Below are 22,441 nucleotides of genomic sequence, written 5' to 3'. Positions count from 1 at the left end.
CGATGCCCGCTCGTGTTCGCCGCGTCGGGGCCGCTGCGGTCGAGTACGGCCTGACGCTGCTGGCGGCGCTGACGGTCAACTTCGCGCTCCCGTACCTCGCACCGGGGGACCCGCTGCGGTACGTCGTCGGGCAGGCGGCTGCGGACCTCACCGCCACACAGCGACGGGAACTGCTGTCGACCTACGGTCTCGACCAGCCGCTGCACGTCCAGTACGCCGACTACCTGCTCGGTATCGCACAGGGCGACCTCGGCACGTCGGTGATGTTCGGCCGCCCGGTCGCCGCCGTCATCGTCGAACGCCTGCCGTCGACGCTCGTGTTGGTGGGGCTCGCGCTCGTCGTCTCGACGCTCGCGGGGACGCTCCTCGGGGCGTGGAGCGCGTGGCACGAGGGGACGCGGACGGACGCGGCGTTGCTGGTGGGACTAGTTGCGGCGAATTCGACGCCCGCGTTCTGGGTCGGCATGCTGTTCGTTTCGGTGTTCGCCTTCCACCTCGGCTGGTTCCCCTCCTACGGAATCACTTCCGTCGGCGGGACCGACGGGGTCGTGGCGGCGCTCATCGACCGGGCGAGGCACCTCGCGCTTCCGCTGGCGACGCTCTCGCTCGCGCGTGTCGGCGGTATCTTCCTCGTCGCGCGCGGGGCCGTGCTCACGACGACGGGTGCGGACTTCGTCCGCTTCGAGCGAGCGAAGGGGCTCTCCGAGCGTGCCGTCCTGTTCCGGCACGCGTTGCCGAACTCGCTGTTGCCCATCTACACGCGGTTCACACTCCAGTTGGGGACGCTCGTCGGTGGTGCGGTCGTCGTCGAGACGGTGTTCTCCTACCCCGGAATCGGCTCGCTCGTCTACGATGCGGCGCTGGCCCGCGACTACCCGCTCCTACAGGGGGCCTTCCTCGTCCTCACCGTCACGGTCGTCGCCGCGAACGTGCTCGCCGACCTGACCTACCCGCTCGTCGACCCGCGGACCGGAGCCGCTTCCGGGGGGGCTACGGAGTGAGCGCGACCGTCGGGGACCGACTCCGCGGACTCGTCGACCGGCAGGAACTGCTCGGCCGACGGGACTGGCTCGTAGCTGTCGGTGCCGGGGGCGTGGTATGTGTCTCGCTCGTGGCCGTCCTCGCGCCTGCGCTCGCGCCGTACCCCGCCGACGCCGCCGCCGGCGACCCCTTCCAATCCCCGAGTGTCGCGCACCCGCTCGGCACCGACGACGCCGGTCACGACCTCCTCTCGCTGCTGCTGGTCGGGGCGCGCGTCTCGCTGCTCGTGGGCCTGTTGGCCGGTTCGTTGGCCGTCCTCTCGGGGCTACTCGTCGGTGTCACGGCCGGCGTCGCCGGCGGTCGGACCGAGACCGCGCTGATGCGGCTGGTCGACGTGGTGCTGACACTACCGTTCCTCCCGCTGGTCATCGTCGCCGCGGCGGTGCTCGGCCCGAGCCTGTCGACCACGGTCAGCGTCCTCGTCGCGGTGATGTGGGCACAGCCGGCCCGGGAGATTCGCTCGCAGGTCCTCTCGGTCCGCGAACGGACGTACGTCCGGGCCTCGCGGGCGATGGGCGCGCCGCCGACCTACGTCGCGCGCCACTACGTCGTCCCCGCGCTGCTGCCCATCGCCGTCGCGCAGTTCGCCAAGGCCGCGAGCGCCGCGATTCTCCTCGAGGCCTCGCTCAGCTTCCTCGGGCTGGGCGACCCCACCGCCCCTTCGTGGGGGACGATACTGTTCTACGCCCAACAGCGAAGCGCCTTCCTGACCGACGCGTGGTCGTGGTGGGTCCTCCCACCGGGCCTCGCCATCGGCGGAAGCGTTCTCTCGTTTACCTTCCTCGCGCTCGGCGTCGAGCGCCGCGCCTCCGGCGACCGACGTGCGGCGACCGATACCGGCGACGGACCGCCGCTTACGGCTCGCTCGCGCGGTGATGGCGAACCGCCCCTCGACGTCTCGGCGCTCAGCGTCGTCTACGGTGACGGCGAGGGGACTGTCGCCGTCGACGGCGTCGACTTCGCCGTCGGCGACGGCGAGACAGTCGGCGTCGTCGGCGAGTCGGGCAGCGGCAAGAGCAGTCTCGCGCTGGCGCTGCTGGACCTGCTCGACCCCGCGGCGCGGGCCTCGGGGAGCGTCACACTCCGGACCGACCGCGTCGACGGAGACGCGTCCCCGCGCGAGGCCGCCATGGCTGATTTCCGGGGTGACGCCGTCGCGTTCGTCCCCCAAGAAGCGATGAACGCGCTCGACCCGCGGCGGAAACTCGTCGAACAGGTCACCGGGGCCGTCCGCGCCCACAGGGATTGCTCGGCCGAAGACGCGCGCGAGCGTGCCCGAAACGTACTCCTCTCGGTCGGACTGGACGAGGAGAGCCACGACCGCTACCCCCACGAACTGAGCGGTGGGATGCGCCAGCGGACCGCCATCGCAGCGGCGCTGGCGAACGACCCGGACGTGCTGGTGGCCGACGAGCCGACGACCGGACTGGACACCGTGACGACGCGGGAACTGCTCGACCTGCTCGAATCGCTCCAGTCGGAACTCGGGTTCGCGCTCGTCGTCGTCACGCACGACCTCGCATCGGTCACACGCGTCGCCGACCGCGTCGCCGTCGTCCGCGACGGGGACATCGTGGAAATCGGGGCGACGGACCGCCTCCAGACGGCCCCCGACCACCCCTATACGGCCGAGCTACTCGATGCGAGGCCCGTGCTCCCGACGGCGGACGCGGTCGGCGGCGAGTGCGACGCCGCGGTCGAGGACTCGCCGACGGAGTGGCACCTCGACTACGACGGCGTCGAGAAGGCCTACAGCGGGGAAGAGGTCCTCCACGGGGTTACGCTCCGGCTGGCCCGCGGGGAGTCGGTCGCGCTGGTCGGTGCGAGCGGCGCGGGAAAGAGCACGCTCGGCCGGATGGCGGCCGGCCTCGACACGCCGAGTTCGGGCACCGTTCGCGTCGAGGGACGACCGGTCGAGTCGTGGCTGTCCGGCGACCGCGGGGCGCTCGGGCGGACGGTCCACTATCTGTTTCAGGACCCGTACGCCTCGCTCCCGCCGACGCAATCGGTCGAGCGAGTGGTTCGCGAACCGCTCGACGTCCACGATATCGGTGACCCGGAAAGCCGAGACGAACGGGTCCGGGCGGCGCTTCGGGACGTGGGACTCGTCCCCGCAGACGAGTACGCACGACGGCGGCCGTCGGCGCTCTCGGGCGGGGAGCGCCAACGCGTCGCGTTCGCTCGGGCACTCGTCCTCGAACCGGCGGTGCTGGTCGCCGACGAGCCGACATCGATGCTGGACGCACCACTGCGGCGCGACCTGCTCGACCTGCTGTACGGCCTCGTCGCCGACCGAGACATCACGCTGTTGCACATCACCCACGACATCGCCGCCGCCAGCGAGTTCGCCGACCGCATCGCCGTCCTCGCGGACGGGCGCGTCGTCGAGAGCGGCGCGCCGGCGGCCCTGTTTTCCGACCCGACGACGGAGCCGACGCGGACGCTCATCGAGGCGACCAGAGCGCTCCACGCGCCCGAAGACCCGACTGCGGACGAACTGACGGTGGACGAAACGCTCGTTGACGAACGCGGGAGAACCGATGACTGCACACGACACCGAACGACGACACGCGACGACCGCCCCGGAGCGGGGCGAAACCGGCGAACTGACCACCGATGCCGCCGAGTCGGGACGATCGACCGCCCCGGTCGGCTTCGTCGACCCGGACGACTGCTTCACCCGGCGGTACGACCAACGGTCGTTCTTCCGGAGACAGCTCACTCGAATCGACCAGTACGACCTGCCCGAAACGGACCTCTCGGCGTTCGCCGGCGTAGTCGTATCGAGTCAGGCCGACCAAGATTTCCTCTACCGCCACCGCGGCCGAATCCGGGCGTTTCTCGACGCTGGCGGGGTCGTTGCGTTCAGCGGTCACCTCTCGCGGCGGTGGCTCCCCGGGGCGGAGCCGTTCGTCCCGATGGAAGTCACCGACCACGACGATTACGTCGTCGTCGAGGACACCGCGCATCCGGTGTTCGACGGCGTCTCGATGGCGGACCTGACCTACCAGCGCGGCGTCGCGGGCTTCTTCGCCCGCGGCCACAATCCGCCTCCGGAGAGCGCGACGGTGCTGCTCAGGCTCGACGGCGGCGAGCCGGTCGTCTACGTCGACGACGAGACGACCGCGGGGACGATATTCGCCCACAGCGGGAACGACCTCGTCGCGTTCGACAGACGCGAGACGACCGCTGCGCGCGTCCCGCCCCAGCTCCTCGCGTGGATTCGAACAGCGTCGACCGTCGACCGGACGGCGGACCGCCAGCGAGAGGACGGGGGACGGCGATGACGGAACTCGTCGCGCTCTACGGCGGGTCCGCACCCCAGCGGCGGACGCTGTTCGACTCCGAGTACGCCCGGTACGTCGACGAAGTCGTCCACGTCCGGGAGCTCCCCGAGACAGACCTGCGCGAGTTCGACCGCCTGTTCGTCCCGTCGCGCCTGCACCTCGGCGCGCTCCACGACGGCGCTGACACCGTCCGCTCGTTCCTCGAGGACGGTGGCGACGCGGCCGTCTTCGGCGGCCAGCCGGACCCGTGGCTCCCCGAGATGGAGTGGACGCACAGGCCGACGAACTTCTGGTGGTGGCTCGACGACGACGGCGACAGCGGACTCCGGTTCCCGCGCCGCGACCACCCGTTCTTCGAGTCGGTACCGCCGGCGGACTGCACGTGGCACTTCCACGGCTCGTTCGACGCGCCAGCGGGCGCGGAGACGCTGGTGACCGACGACGAGGGCGGGGCGGTTCTCTACCTCGACCGCGAGACGTGGGCCGGCGACCTCGTCGTCACGACGCTCGACCCGACGTACCACTACGGCTCGTACTTCATGCCGGCGACCGACCGCTTCCTCTCGGGGTTCCTCCCGTGGTTCCGTGACGCGTTCTGACCGCGAGACGGCGGGCGGGCGACGGCGGGCGACTGCGCGGACCGCCGTCGGCGTCCTCTGGTGTCTCGCGGTGGTTCTCGTCGCGGGGACGGCGGCCGCCCACGCGGGCCACGGCGACACGACGCCGACCGTGCTGCTCGAACCGGCGGAGGTCCCGCCGTGGTTCCGTCCAGTCGTGGGCGGGACTGGGGCCGCAGTCACGGTTGTCGCGGCGAAGCTGTCCGTCGACCGCAGGATACCCCGGTATCTCGGCGTCGCCGGGGTCGGTGTCGGCGTGGTGCTTTTCCTCGTCGCGCTGGTCGCACAGCCGGGCTGGTTCTGACTGCCGCCCCGCCTCGAAAGTTCCGGAGCGCCGCCCCGGCGTTCAGGATGCGTCGGGTTCGACGACCGTCACGTCCCGCGGGCCGTCGAGGCGGTAGCGGCGGCCGGCCCACTCGAACTCCCGGCGGCAGACGGCCGCGGCGAAGACGACCGGCGTCGTGAACAGGCCCGGGAAGGCGAGGAGGACGGTCCAGCGCCGGATTCCGACGAGCCGGTAGGCGGCGACGGCAAGCAGTGTCAGGGCGACGGCACTCCACGGGACGAACCACGCCGCTGCGGCGACGAGCAGACACAGGCCGACGAGGCCGCCGTACATCCCCTCGTGGAGGTGGGTCAAGCGGTTGAACCGGACCGAGCGGTTCACGACCGCCCGGAAGTCGCCGGCCACCTCGACGGGCGTGACCATCGACCGGACCGGGTGTACGTCGCCCAGATGCGCCGAGAGCAAGGCGTCGTCGCTGAGGACCGTCCGGAGGTCCGCGACCAATTCGTCGACGGCCACGTCCTCGCGGGTGAACGTCACCCCGCCGCCCCACGCGTTCCCGCCCCAGACGCCGACGCCGAGATACAGCGACAGCGTCGAGAACAGCATCGCCCAGACCTCGACGAGCGCCCACCAGCCGCCGCCGTAGAAGAACGGCACCGCCGTCGCCGGCCCGTGGCGCTCGCCCGCGGCGACCAGCCGGTCGAGCCAGTCGGACCCGCGCTCGAAGTCGCCGTCGGTCCAGACGAAGCGGTCGTTTGCGGCCCGCTCCATCCCGCGGGCGACGGCGTTGGCCTTCCCCGAACAGCCCGACGGCTCGCCGGCGACGAGTACGTCGACGCCCGCGGGCGGGTCCCGGCTAGCCACCGGGTCGTCGTCGGCGTCGCAGACGACGAGCAGTTCGTCGCCGGGGCGAAGCTGTGCGCGCAGGTCGTCACAGGCCGGCGTCCACTCGACGGTCGGGAGTATCACGCTGACGGGGTCGCGGTCGGTGGGAGACATCGGTCGAGCCAGTCGTCTCCGGGGTGGCGGAGCCGTCGTAAATAGCCACCGGGTTCGCGGGGGCGGCGGCCGCCGGCGGCGCGTGCCGGACTACCGACCGGTCAGGAACGAGCGGACGGCCGCCGAGACGCGGGCCGGGTCGTTCCCGGGGCCGCCGTGGCCGAGCCCGTCGAACTCGACGAGCCGGCTGTGCGGGAGCGCGTCGTGGACGGCGCGGGCGCTCTCGCGGAGGAACTCCGGTCCGCCGGTGCCGGTGAGCACGAGCGTCGGCGCGTCGACGGCGAGGCGGTCCGGAAGCCGGTAGCGCTCGACGGCGCGGTTCATCCGGACCACCTCCTCCGCGAGGTCGACACACGCCGGCCAGACCGGCCACTCGGCCAGCCACGCGTCGAGGTCGTCGACACCGTCGGGATGGAGGACCTGTTCGACGTAGCGTTTGACCGCCTCGCGGCGCTCGCCCCGGTCGACGAGCGCGGCCATGCGGTCGGCGAGGTCGGCCTCGGCGCGGCGTCCCTCCGGGAGGACCGCGGGTTCGTACGCGACGACCGCCTCGACCGACGAGTCAGTCGCGGCCTCGACGGCGGTGAGCGCGCCGTAGGAGTGACCGAACAGCACCGGGTCGCCGTCGACGGCGTCGACGAGAGCGCGGACGGACCGCGCCTCGCGGGCCAGCACCTCGTCTGCCGTCGTCTCGGTGAGCCCGTCCCGACAGGTGCCAAAGCCCGGTCGCTGGGGGACGACGGCGGCGTAGTCCTCGAAGTGCGGGACGACGGGGTCCCAGTACTCTCGGGGGGCCATCCCGCCGTGGAGGAGTACGAGCGGCGGGCCGTCGCCGCGGCGTTCGTAGGCTATCTCGGTTCCGTCTGCGGACTGTGTCGTCTGCATGCCTCTCCGGGTTCGCGGTGGACCGGGCTAAGCCGTTCTCTCAGTGATTAGGCGATTTAAGTCGGGGCGGGAGACGAAGACGCAGTCACAGACACGAGTGCGGTGTGTTCTGGGCGACCCCGGACGAGCGGCTCGGTCGGCCGTTCCGACAGGCCCATTAGCATCGACGGGGACGACCCGTCATGGGACTCGTCGCCGAGTTCGAGATACGGTGCGAAGCGCTCCCGCTGGTCGGCGTCGCGGCGGCGGTGCCGGCGACGACGGTGACCCTCGAACTCCAGTTCAACCACGGCGACAGGCCGCCGTTCCTCGTCACCGCGACGGGCGGGTCCGGGGACGCTGTCGAGGCTGCGCTGACCGACGCCGTCGACGTTCGGGAGTGGACGCTGGTCGGGCAGGCCGGTGACACGCGCCGCTATCAAGCGCTCCCGGCGCTCAGTCTGGAGGAACAGCTCGGTGACCACATCGACGACCTCGGCTCGCTCGAAGCCCTCGCCACGGTCGACGCGATCATCGAGCGAATCGAGGTTCGCCCCGACGGCTGGCGGCAGACGGGATGGTTCGCGGACCGGGACGCGTTCGGCGAGTTCGCCGCGTTCTGGCGGCACACGGCTGGGTTCCGACTGTTCCGGCTCGCCCGCGACGGCGAGCCCGAGCCGCCGGGCGACGGACTGACCGACCGCCAGCGGGAGGCGCTACGGACGGCCTACGAGCGGGGATACTTCGAGATTCCGCGCCGGACCTCCTTGGAGGCGGTCGCCGACGAACTGGGCGTCTCGGCATCCGCGGTCTCGGAGCGCCTCCGGCGCGCACAGACCCGGCTCATCGAGGAGACGACGGCGACGACGTGGCCGCCGCTTCCGGACTGACACGGCCCGTCGAGACGCCGAACCGGGACCCGAGCGTCTGGGACTCCGTGTCGGACCCGTCCGCGGCAGCTATCAGCGGAACCGGTGGGGTCGAGTCGGGCCGCCACCTGTTGGGCGAGCGAGTAGGCTCCGACGCCGAACGTGTCAGCTAACAGCGGAACCGGTGGGGTGTGTGAGCGGCCCGAACGGCCCGGAGAATTCTTTACACCGGAGAATACGCCGGATGGGTCCGGGGACGGCTAACAGCGGAACCGATGGGGTAGCTGCCGGACCTTTATATATCCCTATATATCTCCTAACTCCTTTACTTTTAATACATCTATAATCCTTTAAATCTCTAACATCATAACTCTATATAACCAATACAACTTCAATTTTAATACACTACTCTCTATACCCCTTAAATTACCTCTAACACCCCCCCCACTCCCTCCCCCACTTCCCTTACCCCCCCCTATAGATACAGGAGATATCTTTTACCACCCACTCACTCCATACACATCATATTACTTTCTCTTCATAAACAATTACCTTTCATTCTAAACCTATTACTTTTTTTATCCTTTTACCTTCGCCCCCTACCTAATCCCCTACGTACATGTTACCTAAATTCTCTACACTTCCTCCGACGACCCCCCCTTGGTCCCGGTTCCCCCAGCGAGGCGCATGGCCCCGCCGGCCTCGCGGGCCACCCCGTGCCCCCTTGCTCTCGGTGCGAGGGCGTCCTCGTACTCGCGGGCGAGGTCGCCGGCTTCCAACAGAAGGTCGAGGGCTTGGCGCGCGTCCCCCGAGTCCTTCGCGCCGTAAGCGGCGCACATCTCGATGACGCCGTCGTCGATGACCTCGTCCTGAAACGCGACGTCCCGCCGCTGGGCGAGGACGAGTTGGAGCTCGCGGGCGTTGTACGCCGAGAACGACACCTCCTTCTCACAGAGGCTGGAGCGGACCTTCGACGACAGTTGGTTGCGGAAGTCGAGGTCGTTCGAGATGCCGATGACGCCGAGCTTCGCCGTCGAGATGTCGCCGTTCGACCGGGCGCGCGGGAGTTTGTACAGCAGCGAGTCGTCCTCGATGTGGTCGACCTCGTCGAGGACGATGAGGACGGTCCCGCCGAGGTCGTCGAGCGCGTCGAAGAGGAACTGGTAGACCGACGCCTGCGGGTAGCCGGTGTTAGATATCTGGTTCGCCGGGTCGCGCAGTTCGTTGACGAGCGCGACTGCGGCCTGGTAACTGGAGTTCAGCCCGTCGCAGTTTATCTCGACCGTGCTGAGGTCGAGCCCGTCGACGCCGGCCGCGTCCCGTTCGAGGGCTTCGAGCAGATACCGGGTCGCGGCGGTCTTCCCGACCCCGCTTTTCCCGTACAGGAAGATGTTGGAGGGCGTCTCGTTGTTGATGACCGGCTGGAGCGCCGAGTGGTACCGCTGGAGTTCCTCGTCCCGCCCGACGAGTTCGTCGGGCGTCCACTCCTCGAGGAGCGCCTCACGCCGCTCGAAGATGGTCGACGTGGGCGAGAACGTGATGTCGGTCATTCACGTGACGCTGCGGACCGTGGGGACTTAACCTTTGGTTCCGCTGCTTCCGTTGCTTCCGCTGTTCATGGTTATTTATATAATACTCACCCCACCTCTTCCGCTGTTAGGCGGTAACGTGACCGTACTCGTTCCGCATCACCGGCGGACGCGTCGGGAGAGGTATCCGAACCGGTCGATTCAGCGCTGAGAACCCCACCAGTTCCGCTGTTTCGAGACAGTGTGTGGTCACGGCCGCTGAGCGGACGACCGGTAACTAGACACCCACCCCACTGGTTCCGCTGTTAGTCAGGGAAGCGGTGGTAAGCAGGTGTTACCGGCGTGGGGATGAGAGTACCCCCACCCCACCACTTCCGCTGTTAGATGGGATGGATACGGGTGGGTGGACGTCTTCTCTGTCCAATACCTTTCTAGTTCTAGTGAATAAGTTCAAGTGTATCGGGAAGAAACAGCAACCGCACGCTGTTCCTCACTAGACAGCAAAACACCCCCTCCCATGGGGGTGGTGCCGCCTGTCTTCCCGCTAACAGCGGAACCAGTGGGGTGGGTGGGTCCCCTCTTCTGTCTCTCGTCTGCCGTCGCCCCCTGTCGTCCCTCTCCTCCTTCTTCTTACTCCTTCCTCACTCCCCCTCTCCGTTGGTCCGTCGGTCCGTCGCTCCGTTCGCTCCCTCCCATCTCCGCGTCCTTCCCCGTCGACGCTCTCCATCCCATCGTTTGTCCTCCACGCCGTGCGCTCTTTCCGTCCTGCCCTCTCGGTACTGCTTTCCCCGCTGCTCCCGCTCCGACGCCGCAGTCACGCCGCTTTAACCAACACTCGACGGAGACGAGCCGCGCTGTTGGTTAATCTCGGACCGCCGACGATGGCTCCTTCTCACGCTCGGCGAAGTGACCGGGGGCGGGTCACTATCAGCGTCACGCCCACCAATCCGTGGCCGGTCGCACGCTTCGGTCACATCGCCGGTACCGGCCGTTCTGTTCGGACACTTCGCTTCAGTCTCGTCGGGTATCTGTTACAGACTTCTGTAGTAGATGTCTGTTACTCTACGCTCCCATCAGGTGACGACGACTGCACCGCCGACGGAACCGTCGCGCTCCCTCCCGCTATTTAACCAACAGCGACGCGGGCGCGCCCCACTGTTGGTTGATTCGTAGTATCGACGGCACACTTCGTCAGGACTCACGAATCCGCGATTTCGTCCTTGGAGGGTCGATATACGTATCTTCTCTGACGTGGTATCAAGACTCATGAAACAGCTGACGAAGTTCGACTGTCCAATCTGTGGCCTGCCCTACGAGACGCAGAACGGCCTCCGGTCGCACCTGCACGTCTCCCACCGGAAGAGCCGTATCATCGACGCCTACCTCGACGCGGTCGGCGAGTGACCGACGCGTCAGTCGCGCCGGAGACGTCTCCGCGGGCGTCGCCGGGTGCGGATTAACCAACAAAGCTACGTATCCGCCGCCAGTGTTGGTTAACATGTCCGACGACGAACTCACCCCACCGGCGAGCCTTCCGGCGGACCTCGGCGACCGAGTCGACGGGCTCTCGGCGGCGGCGCTCCGTGACCTCGCGGACTACGCGACGGCGCTGGCCGACCGCCGCGAGCGGCCCGCGCCGGACGGCGAGCGCGACAGGGACGACCGAACTGCCGCCGACGAGGGTCCCGACCGACCCGCCGGGGTCCCGTCGAAGGCCACGCTCACGGTCAAGACGATCAACGACAACCGCTACCGGTACTGGCAGTGGCGCGACGGGGAGCGGATACGCTCGCAGTACATCGGCCCGGCCGGCGCGGACGAGTAGCTGCGAGTACGCGACGGAGTCCCGGTGTCTTTCGAGACGTGTTCGGAGTACGCCACTCGTTGTGTGTCCTGCGTATCTCGCTCGGGGTCCCGAAATCGAACAAAAGTACATCTGTGATTCGCCCCGTTCGAGGAGCCCACTTCGCTGTCACAGAACGGCTGGCTGTTCGCCACGTCGATGGTCTCGGTAAGCCGACGTTACCGCGCACCGCTAGTCGTACAGCAGCCGTTGCAGCTCGTATCGGTACGTCCTGCCCCCTTTCTCCACGCGGATGACGTGTTCCGAACCGTCCGCTTCGAGGAGGCTATCGAAGTGCCGTCCGAGGTTGCCGGGGTTCAGCGAGTCCGGCGGGTCGGACAGCCCGAAAAAGAGGCGGGCCGACCGGTGTTTCACGCTGTCGACCTGTACCGCCGCGGCGGCGACGACCGCACCGTCCTGCAGAATATCAACCGCACCGGTGAGCCGCCACGCGTGGTCCTGGTACCGGAGGCGCTTCCCACGGATGTCTTCCCACTGGCTCTCGACCATGGCCGCGTCTACGCGCGACCCGGGTATCGGTGTTTCGGCCACACACCGGGTGGCCTGTGGCAGGGTTCGGGCGGCGACTGACGGTCGACTGAAAAAGACGTTCGGTGCCGATACCTACGGTTCATTGGTCGTCGGTCCCTCGAATAAAACGGTTGGAGGCCCAGTGTCATCACCCCCCACGGTCCCCAACCGTTCGAGCGCCGTCCCGGTGGCGCGTGACGTTCGTCCAGCGGTTCGGGCCCCGGGCGACGCTCGGTTCCTGTCCATTCCCCTTTCACGCCGTGTCGTCACACCGCCCGTCGCCGCGCTGCTCACTCTGTCCGACAGCGACACGGATACCCACTGCTTACCCGCGGTTTCGCCGTGTCTTCCGACAGCCCGAGCCGACGACGGTGAACCGACCACGGCGGTAACGGACACATAGTCTTTGCCGGCGTCGCCGTAGCGCCGTCGAGGATGAGTACAGATTCCCCTCTCTCGGAGTTGGAACGGTTCTTCGAGCGAATGAACCGCCAGTTCGGCGACTCCTCGCGGTCGTGGGGGTCGAGCGGGCCGTTCGACTGGTGGTCGCCGGCGGAGTCGATGGACATCGACCTCGTCGACCGCGCCGACGCGCTGGTCGTGGCCGTCGACCTACCGGGATACGAACGCGACGACATCACCGTCCGGGTGACCGACCACACCCTCCGAATCGAGGCCGACCGCGAGGAGACGCTCGCCGAGGACGAGTCGGAAGCGGAGAGTCGCTACCTCCACCACGAGCGCCACCACGAGTCGGCCCACCGGGCGATACAGCTCCCGACCGAGGTCGAAACCGACGGGGTCGAAGCGACCATGAAACACGGCGTATTGACGGTCACGCTCCCGAAACGAGAAGTAGAGGAGGCGCGCCGAATCGACATCGAGTAGCGGCGTTCCCCGCCGCGCTCGCCGGCCGCCGACCGACGGCACCGGAACAAACTGCACTACGAAGCTATGTTCACCGACCGGACAGACGCCGGCCGACGCCTCGCCGAGGCGGTCGCCGCCCGCGACATCGACGTGGATATCGTTCTCGCCATCCCCCGGGGCGGCCTGCCGGTCGGCCGGGCCGTCGCCGACCAACTGCGCGTTCCCCTCGATGTCGTTGTCGCCCGCAAACTGGGAACGCCGTGGAACCCGGAACTGGCCTTCGGAGCCGTCGCCAGCGACGGCACCGTCTGGCTGAACGACGCCGTCGCCGACCGGCTCGACTTGGACCCGTCGTTCATCGACGACGCGATAGCCCGGGAGCGCCGGGCCGCGCTGGCGAAGGTCCAGCGGTACCGCGCCGACCGGCCGGCGCTGCGCATCCGTGACAAGTCAGTCCTCGTCGTCGACGACGGCGTCGCCACCGGTGCGACCGCGATGGCGTGTCTCAGACACCTCCGGGACGCCGGGGCCGGCCGCGTCACCGTCGCGGTCCCGGTCGCGTCGCCGGACGCCGTCGACCGCCTCCTGACCGAAGCCGACGACGTCGTCTGCGTCGAGACGCCCGACCACTTCGGCGCGGTCGGTCAGTTCTATCGCTCGTTCGAGCAGGTCTCGAACGGCCACGCCGCGGCGTATCTCCGGGACGACGACTGACGGCGCACCGCTGCTGTCGGCGCGGCACGGCCCCGCTCGACGTGGGACTTACGTTCTAGCACACCGTATACGCGGACGAACTACGGGACCGACGCGCCGGCCGCCCCGACCAGTTCGGCGACCGCACTCACTGTGCTCTCGAAGGCCGCCGCCGGCGTCGCCCCGGTCGCCCGGAACTTCACGTCGGCGGGGTGGCCGAGTATCTCGTAGGGCATCTCAGTCGGCCGCGCTCGACTCCTTCAGGGCGCTCATCTCGTCGGGCAGCAGGCGGTAGAACTCGAACTGCACGTCCCGCGAGGGCCGACCGAACACGTCGAACAGCGGGATGTGGACCCGACGCAGGCCCTGCAGCGTCTCGCTCGCCACGTCTTCCTCGGTGGTCCGCTGGAGTCGGCCCGCGGCGACGACGCTCCACCGCCCCGCGTCGCTCTCCCCGTGGACTACCACCGTCACCGGGTTCTCGAGTCGGGCCGCCTTCCCACTGTCGGCGTCGACGGCCAGCCTGAAGTAAAAGGCCGTCTCGGCGGCGTCGTAGCCGTACGAGACGGGCACCGTGTGGGGCGGCTCGTCGCTCGGGCCGGCGAAGGCGACGACGCCGACGCCGCCGTCCCCGAGAGCCTCGTCGCGCGCCGCGTCGGCCATCCGGGTCGGGTCGCGCTCGCTCACGTGACGAACACCGGCCGGCCCGCGTTCCGGATGACTCGGTCGGCGACGCTCCCGAGGTAGTCCGTCTCGGTGTGGGACTGCCCCTGATAGCCCAGCACGATGAGGTCGGCGTCGACGCTGTCGGCGTACTCGATGAGTTCCTCGGGTGGCCGGCCGTGACAGCACCGCGTGGTGACGTCGATACCCAGCTCCGACGCCCGCTCCTCGACCTCGGCGAGTTGCTCGCGCCCCCAGTCCTCGATGTCGTCCGTGACGAGTTCGCTGGAGCTCAGTGCCGGCTCGGCGTACCGGCTCGTGTCGACGACGAAGACGGCGTGGAGGTCCGCGCCGCTTTGCTCGGCCTGTTCGAGCGCGTGGACGACCGCTCTGTTGGCCGACGGACTGCCGTCGATACCGACGAGGATTGCCTCGTACATGTCCGTGAGCACTGGCGACGACGGCAAAAAACAGTTACTCGTTTCGCGGGGTAAGCCGCTGGTACCGGGTCGCTCGTCGGCGCTCGGTCATGCGACGCCACGCAGGAGGCGGCCGACGACGTACGCGACCAGGGCGGCGAACATTCCCACGACGAACATCTCGGTCCCGTTGACGTACCAGCGCCGCGCCGTCACCAGACTCCGGCTCGCGCCGACGAGGAAGAACGCCAACCCGGTGAACGCGATAGACAGCGGGAACGGCGGGGACATGGCGAGGACGAACGGTACCAGCGGCGCCCACCCGGCGACGACGAACGCCCCGAACGTCACGACGGCCGTCCGCCGGGGCGACTTCCCGTCGCCCGGTCCCGTCGCGGCCGAGCGACTCCGGGCCGAGCGGCGGTAGTCCAGTTCCGACCGCCGACTGAGGTAGTTGCTCATCCCCATCGAGACGCCGTCGGCGAAGAGGTTCGCCGCGCCCAACACGAGTACGATAGACGGGCTCAGCGCCGCGCCGGCGACCCCGGAGACGACCGCGAACGTCGTCACGATGCCGTCGTTCGCGCCGTATATCACCTCCGCGAGGTACCGCCCCGAGGACTCGATATCGTCGCCGAGTAGCCGCTCCATCACGGCGCGCTCACCGCCCGCGCGGACCGCTCGCGCCGCTGCCCGCTACCGGCCACGCCCGTCACCCTCGCGTGGCCCCCTCGTCGGTGGCGTCGTCGAGCGTCGTCTGCCGACTCCCGGCGGTACGGGGTTCGCGGCCCCGGTACGCGCTGCGCGTGACGCCGGTCAGGGCACCCAATCCGAGCAGGAGGACGACGAACTCGACCACGCCGCTGAGGACGGGGATAAGCTTCAGCACCGCGACAGCCACGACGCCGACCACGAGGCTGAGGAAGCGCCCGCCGCGGTCCCCCAGCGAGAGCAGCCACGCCCCGACCGCGAACCGGCCGTAGACAGCCGCCACCCAGAGCGCGAGACCGAAGACGAGCGCGCCGACGACGCTCAGCGGGATACCGACGACCGTGACGACGAGGAGCGCGAGCACCAGCGGCACGGCGACGAGCGTCAGCAACCCGACGCCGGCGGTCCGCAGCGGACGGCTCCCGACGCGCTCGGCGACGCCGTCGGCGGCCCGCGGGAAGAGCAAGAGGAGAACCGCCCCCAGAGCGAGGTTGACGAGGACGCCGTAGGCCCCGACGACCCACCCGGGAACGGTCGGGACGCCGCTCGGGCCGGCCTGCAGGCCCGGGCTCTCCCGCACGGTCCCCCCGACCGCCGCGCCTCGGTCGCGGAACTCCCCGTCGCCGACCGCGTACGCCACGTCGCCGTCGACGGTCGCGTCCTCGGTGAGCGTGACCGTCCCGCCGGCGGCCTCGACGTTCCCCCGGACCGTCCCCGCGAGGACGACGGTCCCGGCGCTGGCTTCGAGGTTCCCGCCGACGGTCGCGGGCGACTCGACGACGACGTTCCCCGCCGCCGCGCCCACGTCGCCGCCCACGGTCCCCGAGAGCCGGACGTTCCCGCCGAAGGCCGACACGTCGCCGGTGACGTTGCCCGGGACGTAGATGTTGCCGCCGAACGCGTCGAGGTCGCCGGCGACCGTCCCGCGGACGATGACCGTCCCGCCGTAGGCGGTCAGTCCGTCGACGGTCTCCCCCTCGTCGACGACGACGGTCCCGCCCGACCGCGTCTCGGCGGCCGCCACGCTCGGGGCGACGGCCAGTGCGACGACAGCGAGTACCACGATGGCGATGCTCCCTGTCCGGCCGGACACACCTGACGCCATGGCCGAGCGGTCGCAGCGGCGAACAATAAGTACGCAGACGCTATTCTCGCCGCCGCGGGGCCGCGAACCGCGTCGGCACCCGCACGCCCCGGCCCCACGCCGTCACGGGCGCGCGAAGTCGTCGACCTCGAAGGCGACCTCCACTTCGGCCTGATACTCGACCCCGGACTCCGCCAGTTCGACGACTTGGTCCGCTATCGACGCCCACATGACGTTGTCGAGGGTCCGCTCGGCCCGGTCGAGGGCGTCGCCGACGGCGTCCTCGAAGCTCTCCTCGCTGCGCCCGATGAGCCGCACTTTCTTGAACACCATCCCGGCTCCGATTCGCGGCTCGCGCGGCATTGTTATACCGGCGCTGTCGGCGACAACGCGGTGTTACCCGCGCCCCCGGCGCACTCGCCGCGCCGCGCGTGGCTCTCACGCCACTCCGGTTTCGCCCCGCCGACTCGCCACCACAGAGGTCGTTGCGAGGCCGCGTCGCCGGACGGCGGTGGCCGCCGCCACCGCGATAAGCCGAGCTTAGTTCGCGTTGCCCCGAGATTACCCCACGCCGTGTTGAGTATAACTAAACAACAGACCGACGACTCTTCCGGAGCGAGACGATCCACAGCTATGACCGACGACACAGACTCACTCCCGGAGCGCATCGCCGCCTCGATACGGGCGGGTTCCGACGACGACGAGACGACCACCCGGCGGTCGTTCCTGAACCACACCGCGCTCGCCGGCGGCGCGCTGCTGGCCGTCGGTGGCGGCACGGGCTTTGCCATCGCCCAGCAGGAGGACGACGGTCCCGACGACCTCACCGCGACGTTCGACGACGTAGACGGTACGGACGTCGAGGTCCTCAACTACGCGCTGACGCTGGAGCGGCTCGAAAGCGCGCTCTACACGGAGATGGTAGACACCTTCGGCGAGACGGACTTCGTGGAAGCGGGGTCGCTCCAGTCCTACAGCGAGGAGTACCGCGTCGCGCTGTACGAGACCGTCCAGACCTTCGCGGAACAGGAGGCCGCCCACGTGGACCTCCTCGCGGAGGCGGTCGAACTGCTCGGGGGGACCCCGGCCGCCGCGGAGTCGTACGACTTCGGCATCGAGAGCGTCGACGACGCGCTCTCGGTCGGCCAGACCATCGAGAACACCGCCGTCGCGGCCTACGCTGGGGCCGCGCCCTACGTCGAGAGCCCGGACCTGCTGGCCGCGGCGCTGTCCATCCACAGTGTCGAGGCCCGCCACGCCGCCGTCTTCAACGAAGTCACTGGGACGGCCCCCGCCCCCGAGGCGTTCGACCCGGCCAGTTCCCAACAGGACGTTCTCGACACTCTCGCCGGGTTCATCGAGGGCGAGGACGCCGGGACGCCCGAGGAAGAGGATACTGAGACCGAGACGGAGACGGAGACTGAGACCGAAACCGAGACCGAGACGGAGAGCCCCACGGAGACGGACACGGATACCCCGACCGAGACGGATACCGAGACCGACACAGAGACGGACACTGCCACCCCGACCGACACTGCGACCGAGACACCGACCGAGTCTCCGACAGACACCGGGACGCCGACCGGCACGGAGACGGGGACGCCGACGGACACCGACACCGGGACGCCGACCGGCACGGAGACGGGGACGCCGACGGACACCGACACCGGGACGCCGACCGGCACGGAGCCGTTCTGACCGGTCGGCTTCGCCCAACGCCGTCGGTTCGCTCTCTCGCCGCTCCGCCTTCGCCCTGCTCTGATTTCGCGCCGCCCGCGGGACGGCGTTCGACGCCGAATAACTATCACCGACGCGAGCGCGACGAGCGAACGTGTCACCGCGTACCGTCCGGGACGACCGAACCGCGCTCGCCGGCTCGCTCCGTCGCACTCGATGACCGCTGTCCTCGGTGTCGCCGCAGCGTTCGCCCTCTCGCTCGCGCTCCTGCTCGTCGCCGCGGACCGGTTCACGGCCGCGGCCGAGCGGGTCGGTCTCGCGGCGGGCGTCTCCCCGTTCATCGTCGGCGGGACCGTCGTCGCCGGCGGCACTTCGCTGCCGGAACTCGCCTCGGGGGCGTTCGCGGTGCTGGTCGACGCCCCCGAAATCGTCGTCGGTAGCGTCGTCGGGTCGAACGTCGCCAACATCTTCTTCGTCCTCGGCGTCGCGGCCGTCGCCGGCGGCCGCCTCCGCATCGAGCGCGAACTGGTGCGGGTCGACCTCCCGCTGTTGATGGCCTCGGCCGCCTTCCTGACCATCGCCGTCTGGGACGGGCGGTTCGTCTGGTACGAGGGTCTGCTGGCGCTGGTCGGTGCCGCCGTCTACACCCACGCCACGCTGACCGAGGAGCGGCGACTGGAGACGGTTGTCGAGGACCTCGTCGCCGAATACGCCGACACGACGGCGCTCGACGACCCGACCCCGCCTTTCGACGCCGCCGAGGCCGACGCGGCCGCCGCGGCAACGACGGTCGGGCCACGGACGTACGCGACGCTGGCGGTGACCCTCGCGGTGCTCGTCGTCAGCGCCAACGGTCTCGTGCGGGCCGTCCTCACGCTCGCGGCGGCGTTCGACGTGGGCGCGGCGGTCGTCGCGATAACGGCCGTCGCCGTCGGCACGTCGCTGCCAGAGATAGCCGTCAGCGTCGCCGCCGTCAGGCGCGGCGAGGTCGACATCGCGGTGGGCAACACGCTCGGCTCGAACGTCTTCAACACGTTCGCGGTCACGGGTGCGACGAGCCAACTGGGGCCCCTCGTCGTCCCGGCGAGCGTGCTGTCCTACTCGCTTCCGGTGATGCTGCTGGCGACGCTGCTGTACTACTTCGTCACGCAGGACCGCGAGATGACCCGCTGGGAGGGCGTCACGGGGCTCCTGCTGTACGCGGTGTTCCTCCTCGGACTGGTCCCGTGACCGTCCCGCGCTCGCCGACCGCACGGCTCGCCGCCTGCCGCGACTCCGATGCTGTCACGCGGTACCACGTCCCTACCCCGAGTGCCTGCGACCGGCGTTGAACCGTCGCCGGACTGTGCCGCCGGCCCACGTCGGAGTCGCGTCGGTCCGACAGATTACGCCGCGAGTAACAATACCTCTCCGTGTCATACGTCGACGTATGCCACCCGTAGCGTACGCGCCCGTACTTCAGGTCGGGGTTCCGGACTACTTGGAGGAGACAGTCGCCGGGATAGTGGCGTTCCTGCCGCGACTCGTCGGCGCGCTCGTCATCCTGCTCGTCGGCTGGGCAGTGGGCCGCCTCCTCGGCGGCCTCGTCCGCCGCGTCGTCGACCGGACCGAAATCGACCGCCTCGTCGTGCAAACGCCCATCGGCGGCGCGCTTGGCGGGACGGAGGTCGCCGTCTCCCGCAGCCTCGGCCGGGTCGCCGCGTACTTCGTCTACGCGCTGGCCGTCCTCGCCGCCGCGGACGCGCTGGCCGTCGACCTGCTCTCGCAGTGGATAGCCAGCGCCGTCTCGTACCTGCCGGCCTTCGTCGCCGGCGCGCTCATCATCGTCGTCGGGTTCGTCCTCGCGGACTTCCTCGGCGACGTGGTGGCCCGAACCGAGACGGTCACGGATACCAGCTACACCGACGTGTTCGCCGACGGCCTCCGCGTGGTGCTGTACTTCATCGCCGTCGTCGTCGGACTCGGGACGATGGGCGTCGACGTGGATATCCTGTTCACGTTCGCACAGGCCGCGGCGTGGGGTATCGCCGCCGGCGTCGCCCTCGCCATCGGCATCGCCTTCGGCCTCGGCGGCCGGGACTACGTCGCCGCGAACATCGGCGATTGGCTCCCGGGCCGGCCCCCCGACACCACGACGCCGATGGGACAACCCGACGGCGGCGAGGAATCCGTCGACTGATTGGGCGCGCCGGAACCTATCTACCCCCGCTCTGACTCGAAAAACCGAAGAAAAACTCAGCTGAGGCCCCATTCCCACGCACAAACGCCTGTCCGGTTCGAAAAACACTCACACTCTCCCCTTACATCTCGTATACCGCTCCGAATCGGGGAATTGTCCCGTTGAATATCCTCCGTGGCGGTCGTCTCTCACTACCCGGGTTCCACGCGGTAGCCGGTCCGCTGGCCGCCCGTCCGCGTCCACAAAATCTATGCCCGCCGTCGTTCTCCTCCGAACACGATGGTCCCTCCAACGCGACGCCGCTTCCTCCAGACAGCGACGGCACTGGCCGGCGGACTCGCCGGCTGCGGCCGGTTGACCACGGGGTCCGGCGGCTCCTCGCGGTCGACCGATACGGTCGCCGCCCGGACCGGAGCCGACACCGAGACGGACCCGGCGGTGTTTCTCCGCCGGGCCGCCACCGCCCGGCCGCCGATTCGCCCGCCCGACCCGGACCGCGACACGCCCGAGACGCTGCGCGACAGGCGGTTCGGCCACTCAACGCACGCCGTCGTCGGCACGCCGTCGACCGCAGACGCCCTCACCGCCGGCGAGGGCGTCGACGCCGACGCGCTCGCGTCGTTCGTCTCCGGCACCGACTTCGACAGCGAGACGCTGTACTTGGAGACGGTCAGGGTTCAGGAGTGTTTCCGGCTCCGGCTGTGTTACGTCGAGTGGGAACCCGGACAGGTGGGGACCGACTACGCGCAGGTGCTCCGCCCGTACGACGAGCGCTGCGCCGTCGACGACCACGTCTTCGAGTCGCGGCTCATCCGCATCCCAGCCGCACTCGACCCCGACGCCGTCAACGGCTTCAGTTCGAGCATCGGCGGGGAGTGCCGGCCGCCCCGCGGGGGTGAGCGCTGATGGACGACCCCGCGACGACGCGCCGGGGCTTTCTCGCGGCCGGCGGCGCGGCGCTGCTGGGCGGGTGCTCCGGGCTCGACTCCCTCTCGGGCGACTCCGAGCCGACCGTTTCGGCCTACGACCTTCCCGACGTGGGCGAGGCGCGCTCGGCCGCGGAACCGGAGCCGATACTCGTCGAGTCGCTCCCGGTCGATATCGAGCGGCGGGCGCTCGTCGACGCCCGCGACCGGGTGACGGACCTGTTGGGTCGGCTCCCGCTGCCGCTGGGGCCGGCGGACGTTCCCAACGGGTACGTCAGACAGCGCCTCGTCACGGCCGCCGACGACGCGACGACGCAACTGGACGCGGCCCGCACCGCCGGCACCCGGCTGGCGGCGCTCGAATCCCTCCGGCAAGCCCGCGGCGAGGCGCGGTACGCCGCGGCGGGGTGGGCTGTCGTCGACGAGGGGGCGACGACCGCCCCGCTCCGGGCGGCCCACGCCGAGGCCGTCGCCGACGCCCGGACATTCCGCGCGGCCCACGAGTACCGCGGCACCGACCCGGTCCGGGCGGCGCTCGTCCACGCCCGCATCGAGCGCAACCTCGCCCGCGCGCTCGACGCCGACGCCCTGTCGCCCCGCGGCGGCCCCGGTTCGCTGCTAGCCGTCGCCGAGTGGGGCGACCACGCCGAGACGGCGCGGGCGCTCGTCGACGACAGCCGCTACCTGTACGACCGGCTCACCGCCTCGCTCCCCGACGACGCCGGGACCGTCGCCGACCCGCTCTCGGACGCGGTCGCGGCGCTGCGCGGGACGCTCCGGGACCGCCGCGCGGCCCTGCCGCCCGAGCCGACCGACCGCGAGCCGGAGATAGCGTGGCGACTGCGTGAGCGACTCCGCGACGACGCCGTGTCCAGCGCCGAGCGACCCGCCGACGCCGACCGGACCGCCAGCGCCCTGCTCGACGCGCTCGACGGACTGACGGCGTTTCTCGCGCTCGACCGCCTCCGGGATTTACTCGACGACGGCGCGACCTTCAGCCCGGAGTCGGGCGAGGATGTCCGCGCGGCCCGGGACCGCGCCCTCGGCTCGATACGGCGGGCGCTCGACCGGAGTCAGCGGCCGGCGCTGGCCCGCCGCCCGCTCTCGGCGGCCGCGTGGTCGGTGGCCTACGCCGACGAGTCGCTCGGCCGGTTCAGCGGCGACGTGCGCGCCGCCCGCCTCGACGACGTGATGCGCCGCTATACCGCCGCGACGCTGCGCGCCCGGAGCGTCCCGACGGCGTGCCAGCGGGTCGTCGACACGTTCGACGGGGCGCGCTGACGCGGGCGCGGGCCGGGGGCACACGCCGGGCCGACAGTTACGGTGTGACTACTTACCACCCGTGGCGCG

The 22,441-nt window shown here is 69.8% G+C and carries 22 protein-coding genes and 1 pseudogene; 13 read left to right on the top strand and 10 right to left on the bottom strand.

Going from position 1 to position 22,441, the window contains the following annotated elements:
- The first annotated feature begins 2 nt into the window (after positions 1 to 2).
- Genes ACV7JO_RS16470 through ACV7JO_RS16460 form a run of 3 tightly spaced genes read left to right on the top strand, consistent with a single transcriptional unit; the run spans position 3 to position 5,249 of the window.
- Positions 3 to 1,001, top strand: a complete 999-nt coding sequence (locus ACV7JO_RS16470) for an ABC transporter permease (RefSeq protein ID WP_470356185.1) — start codon at positions 3 to 5, stop codon at positions 999 to 1,001.
- On the top strand, positions 998 to 4,927 hold the full coding sequence (locus ACV7JO_RS16465) for an ABC transporter ATP-binding protein/permease (protein ID WP_470356184.1): 3,930 nt from the start codon (positions 998 to 1,000) through the stop codon (positions 4,925 to 4,927). The genes ACV7JO_RS16470 and ACV7JO_RS16465 overlap by 4 nt, the downstream gene beginning before the upstream one ends.
- Entirely contained in the window at positions 4,914 to 5,249 is a 336-nt protein-coding gene (locus tag ACV7JO_RS16460) for a hypothetical protein (RefSeq protein ID WP_470356183.1), read from the top strand. Before ACV7JO_RS16465 ends, ACV7JO_RS16460 begins: the two co-directional genes overlap by 14 nt.
- A 42-nt stretch (positions 5,250 to 5,291) precedes the next feature.
- Here the strand turns inward: ACV7JO_RS16460 and ACV7JO_RS16455 are convergent, their stop codons facing one another.
- Together ACV7JO_RS16455 and ACV7JO_RS16450 are read right to left on the bottom strand one after the other, a co-directional pair.
- Positions 5,292 to 6,233 (bottom strand): glycosyltransferase family 2 protein, encoded by a 942-nt coding sequence (locus ACV7JO_RS16455; protein ID WP_470356182.1) that lies wholly within the window; start codon positions 6,231 to 6,233, stop codon positions 5,292 to 5,294.
- Positions 6,234 to 6,323: 90 nt separating this feature from the next.
- Positions 6,324 to 7,118, bottom strand: a complete 795-nt coding sequence (locus tag ACV7JO_RS16450; protein WP_470356181.1) for an alpha/beta fold hydrolase — start codon at positions 7,116 to 7,118, stop codon at positions 6,324 to 6,326.
- A 182-nt stretch (positions 7,119 to 7,300) separates the two neighbouring features.
- On the opposite strand from ACV7JO_RS16450, the gene ACV7JO_RS16445 reads away from it, so the two are divergent.
- A complete protein-coding gene (locus ACV7JO_RS16445; protein WP_470356180.1) occupies positions 7,301 to 7,987 on the top strand; it encodes a helix-turn-helix domain-containing protein in 687 nt (228 codons plus the stop codon).
- 716 nt (positions 7,988 to 8,703) lie between these two features.
- Here ACV7JO_RS16445 and ACV7JO_RS16440 read toward each other — a convergent pair.
- Positions 8,704 to 9,516, bottom strand: a pseudogene (locus ACV7JO_RS16440) (AAA family ATPase); the annotation flags it as partial.
- Between the two features lie 1,245 nt (positions 9,517 to 10,761).
- Between ACV7JO_RS16440 and ACV7JO_RS16435 the strand changes: the two are divergent.
- A complete protein-coding gene (locus ACV7JO_RS16435) occupies positions 10,762 to 10,899 on the top strand; it encodes a hypothetical protein (protein WP_470356179.1) in 138 nt (45 codons plus the stop codon).
- 94 nt (positions 10,900 to 10,993) lie between these two features.
- Positions 10,994 to 11,320: a DUF6788 family protein gene (locus tag ACV7JO_RS16430; protein ID WP_470356178.1), complete on the top strand. Its 327-nt coding sequence runs from the start codon at positions 10,994 to 10,996 to the stop codon at positions 11,318 to 11,320.
- A 210-nt stretch (positions 11,321 to 11,530) separates the two neighbouring features.
- Here ACV7JO_RS16430 and ACV7JO_RS16425 read toward each other — a convergent pair whose 3' ends face one another.
- Complete coding sequence (locus ACV7JO_RS16425) at positions 11,531 to 11,848, bottom strand: hypothetical protein (protein WP_470356177.1); 318 nt, start codon at positions 11,846 to 11,848, stop codon at positions 11,531 to 11,533.
- 456 nt (positions 11,849 to 12,304) lie between these two features.
- Between ACV7JO_RS16425 and ACV7JO_RS16420 the strand changes: the two genes are divergently transcribed.
- Positions 12,305 to 12,757, top strand: a complete 453-nt coding sequence (locus ACV7JO_RS16420) for an Hsp20/alpha crystallin family protein (RefSeq protein ID WP_470356176.1) — start codon at positions 12,305 to 12,307, stop codon at positions 12,755 to 12,757.
- A 66-nt stretch (positions 12,758 to 12,823) separates the two neighbouring features.
- Positions 12,824 to 13,453 carry a phosphoribosyltransferase gene (locus tag ACV7JO_RS16415; RefSeq protein ID WP_470356175.1) on the top strand — a complete coding sequence of 210 codons (630 nt, stop codon included), beginning with the start codon at positions 12,824 to 12,826 and terminating at the stop codon, positions 13,451 to 13,453.
- Between the two features lie 80 nt (positions 13,454 to 13,533).
- On the opposite strand, the gene ACV7JO_RS16410 is transcribed toward ACV7JO_RS16415, so the two are convergent.
- The 6 genes from ACV7JO_RS16410 to ACV7JO_RS16385 form a co-directional block, all read right to left on the bottom strand.
- Positions 13,534 to 13,668 carry an archease gene (locus ACV7JO_RS16410; RefSeq protein WP_470356174.1) on the bottom strand — a complete coding sequence of 45 codons (135 nt, stop codon included), beginning with the start codon at positions 13,666 to 13,668 and terminating at the stop codon, positions 13,534 to 13,536.
- A 1-nt stretch (position 13,669) separates the two neighbouring features.
- Entirely contained in the window at positions 13,670 to 14,119 is a 450-nt protein-coding gene (locus ACV7JO_RS16405) for a pyridoxamine 5'-phosphate oxidase family protein (protein WP_470356173.1), read from the bottom strand.
- Positions 14,116 to 14,535 (bottom strand): universal stress protein, encoded by a 420-nt coding sequence (locus ACV7JO_RS16400; protein WP_470356172.1) that lies wholly within the window; start codon positions 14,533 to 14,535, stop codon positions 14,116 to 14,118. The genes ACV7JO_RS16405 and ACV7JO_RS16400 overlap by 4 nt, the downstream gene beginning before the upstream one ends.
- Before the next feature lie 87 nt (positions 14,536 to 14,622).
- On the bottom strand, positions 14,623 to 15,165 hold the full coding sequence (locus ACV7JO_RS16395; protein ID WP_470356171.1) for a VIT1/CCC1 transporter family protein: 543 nt from the start codon (positions 15,163 to 15,165) through the stop codon (positions 14,623 to 14,625).
- 61 nt (positions 15,166 to 15,226) lie between these two features.
- Positions 15,227 to 16,318 (bottom strand): bactofilin family protein, encoded by a 1,092-nt coding sequence (locus ACV7JO_RS16390; RefSeq protein WP_470356170.1) that lies wholly within the window; start codon positions 16,316 to 16,318, stop codon positions 15,227 to 15,229.
- Positions 16,319 to 16,432: 114 nt separating this feature from the next.
- Entirely contained in the window at positions 16,433 to 16,642 is a 210-nt protein-coding gene (locus ACV7JO_RS16385; RefSeq protein ID WP_470356239.1) for a dodecin, read from the bottom strand.
- A gap of 300 nt (positions 16,643 to 16,942) precedes the next feature.
- Between ACV7JO_RS16385 and ACV7JO_RS16380 the strand changes: the two genes are divergently transcribed.
- From ACV7JO_RS16380 to ACV7JO_RS16360, 5 genes are all read left to right on the top strand, one after another.
- On the top strand, positions 16,943 to 18,007 hold the full coding sequence (locus ACV7JO_RS16380; protein WP_470356169.1) for a ferritin-like domain-containing protein: 1,065 nt from the start codon (positions 16,943 to 16,945) through the stop codon (positions 18,005 to 18,007).
- Between the two features lie 195 nt (positions 18,008 to 18,202).
- Positions 18,203 to 19,216, top strand: coding sequence for a calcium/sodium antiporter (locus tag ACV7JO_RS16375; protein WP_470356168.1), 1,014 nt, complete (start codon positions 18,203 to 18,205; stop codon positions 19,214 to 19,216).
- A gap of 199 nt (positions 19,217 to 19,415) precedes the next feature.
- Positions 19,416 to 20,165: a mechanosensitive ion channel family protein gene (locus tag ACV7JO_RS16370; protein WP_470356167.1), complete on the top strand. Its 750-nt coding sequence runs from the start codon at positions 19,416 to 19,418 to the stop codon at positions 20,163 to 20,165.
- Positions 20,166 to 20,444: 279 nt separating this feature from the next.
- The gene (locus ACV7JO_RS16365) at positions 20,445 to 21,071 is read left to right on the top strand and encodes a twin-arginine translocation signal domain-containing protein (RefSeq protein ID WP_470356166.1); all 627 of its coding nucleotides are present in this window, start codon (positions 20,445 to 20,447) and stop codon (positions 21,069 to 21,071) included.
- On the top strand, positions 21,071 to 22,372 hold the full coding sequence (locus ACV7JO_RS16360) for a hypothetical protein (RefSeq protein WP_470356165.1): 1,302 nt from the start codon (positions 21,071 to 21,073) through the stop codon (positions 22,370 to 22,372). Before ACV7JO_RS16365 ends, ACV7JO_RS16360 begins: the two co-directional genes overlap by 1 nt.
- Positions 22,373 to 22,441: the final 69 nt, after the last annotated feature.

The organism is Haloarcula sp. MBLA0138 (assembly GCF_055632455.1).
This window is presented reverse-complemented; position numbering and strand designations above follow the sequence as displayed.

Excerpts from the sequence above, each read along its gene's own strand:
- ACV7JO_RS16470 (WP_470356185.1), top strand. The coding sequence starts at position 3 with ATGCCCGCTCGTGTTCGCCGCGTCGGGGCCGCTGCGGTCGAGTACGGC.
- ACV7JO_RS16455 (WP_470356182.1), bottom strand. The coding sequence starts at position 6,233 with ATGTCTCCCACCGACCGCGACCCCGTCAGCGTGATACTCCCGACCGTC.
- ACV7JO_RS16450 (WP_470356181.1), bottom strand. The coding sequence starts at position 7,118 with ATGCAGACGACACAGTCCGCAGACGGAACCGAGATAGCCTACGAACGC.
- ACV7JO_RS16445 (WP_470356180.1), top strand. The coding sequence starts at position 7,301 with ATGGGACTCGTCGCCGAGTTCGAGATACGGTGCGAAGCGCTCCCGCTG.
- ACV7JO_RS16435 (WP_470356179.1), top strand. The coding sequence starts at position 10,762 with ATGAAACAGCTGACGAAGTTCGACTGTCCAATCTGTGGCCTGCCCTAC.
- ACV7JO_RS16430 (WP_470356178.1), top strand. The coding sequence starts at position 10,994 with ATGTCCGACGACGAACTCACCCCACCGGCGAGCCTTCCGGCGGACCTC.
- ACV7JO_RS16425 (WP_470356177.1), bottom strand. The coding sequence starts at position 11,848 with ATGGTCGAGAGCCAGTGGGAAGACATCCGTGGGAAGCGCCTCCGGTAC.
- ACV7JO_RS16420 (WP_470356176.1), top strand. The coding sequence starts at position 12,305 with ATGAGTACAGATTCCCCTCTCTCGGAGTTGGAACGGTTCTTCGAGCGA.
- ACV7JO_RS16415 (WP_470356175.1), top strand. The coding sequence starts at position 12,824 with ATGTTCACCGACCGGACAGACGCCGGCCGACGCCTCGCCGAGGCGGTC.
- ACV7JO_RS16410 (WP_470356174.1), bottom strand. The coding sequence starts at position 13,668 with ATGCCCTACGAGATACTCGGCCACCCCGCCGACGTGAAGTTCCGGGCG.
- ACV7JO_RS16400 (WP_470356172.1), bottom strand. The coding sequence starts at position 14,535 with ATGTACGAGGCAATCCTCGTCGGTATCGACGGCAGTCCGTCGGCCAAC.
- ACV7JO_RS16395 (WP_470356171.1), bottom strand. The coding sequence starts at position 15,165 with ATGGAGCGGCTACTCGGCGACGATATCGAGTCCTCGGGGCGGTACCTC.
- ACV7JO_RS16385 (WP_470356239.1), bottom strand. The coding sequence starts at position 16,642 with ATGGTGTTCAAGAAAGTGCGGCTCATCGGGCGCAGCGAGGAGAGCTTC.
- ACV7JO_RS16380 (WP_470356169.1), top strand. The coding sequence starts at position 16,943 with ATGACCGACGACACAGACTCACTCCCGGAGCGCATCGCCGCCTCGATA.
- ACV7JO_RS16375 (WP_470356168.1), top strand. The coding sequence starts at position 18,203 with ATGACCGCTGTCCTCGGTGTCGCCGCAGCGTTCGCCCTCTCGCTCGCG.
- ACV7JO_RS16370 (WP_470356167.1), top strand. The coding sequence starts at position 19,416 with ATGCCACCCGTAGCGTACGCGCCCGTACTTCAGGTCGGGGTTCCGGAC.
- ACV7JO_RS16365 (WP_470356166.1), top strand. The coding sequence starts at position 20,445 with ATGGTCCCTCCAACGCGACGCCGCTTCCTCCAGACAGCGACGGCACTG.
- ACV7JO_RS16360 (WP_470356165.1), top strand. The coding sequence starts at position 21,071 with ATGGACGACCCCGCGACGACGCGCCGGGGCTTTCTCGCGGCCGGCGGC.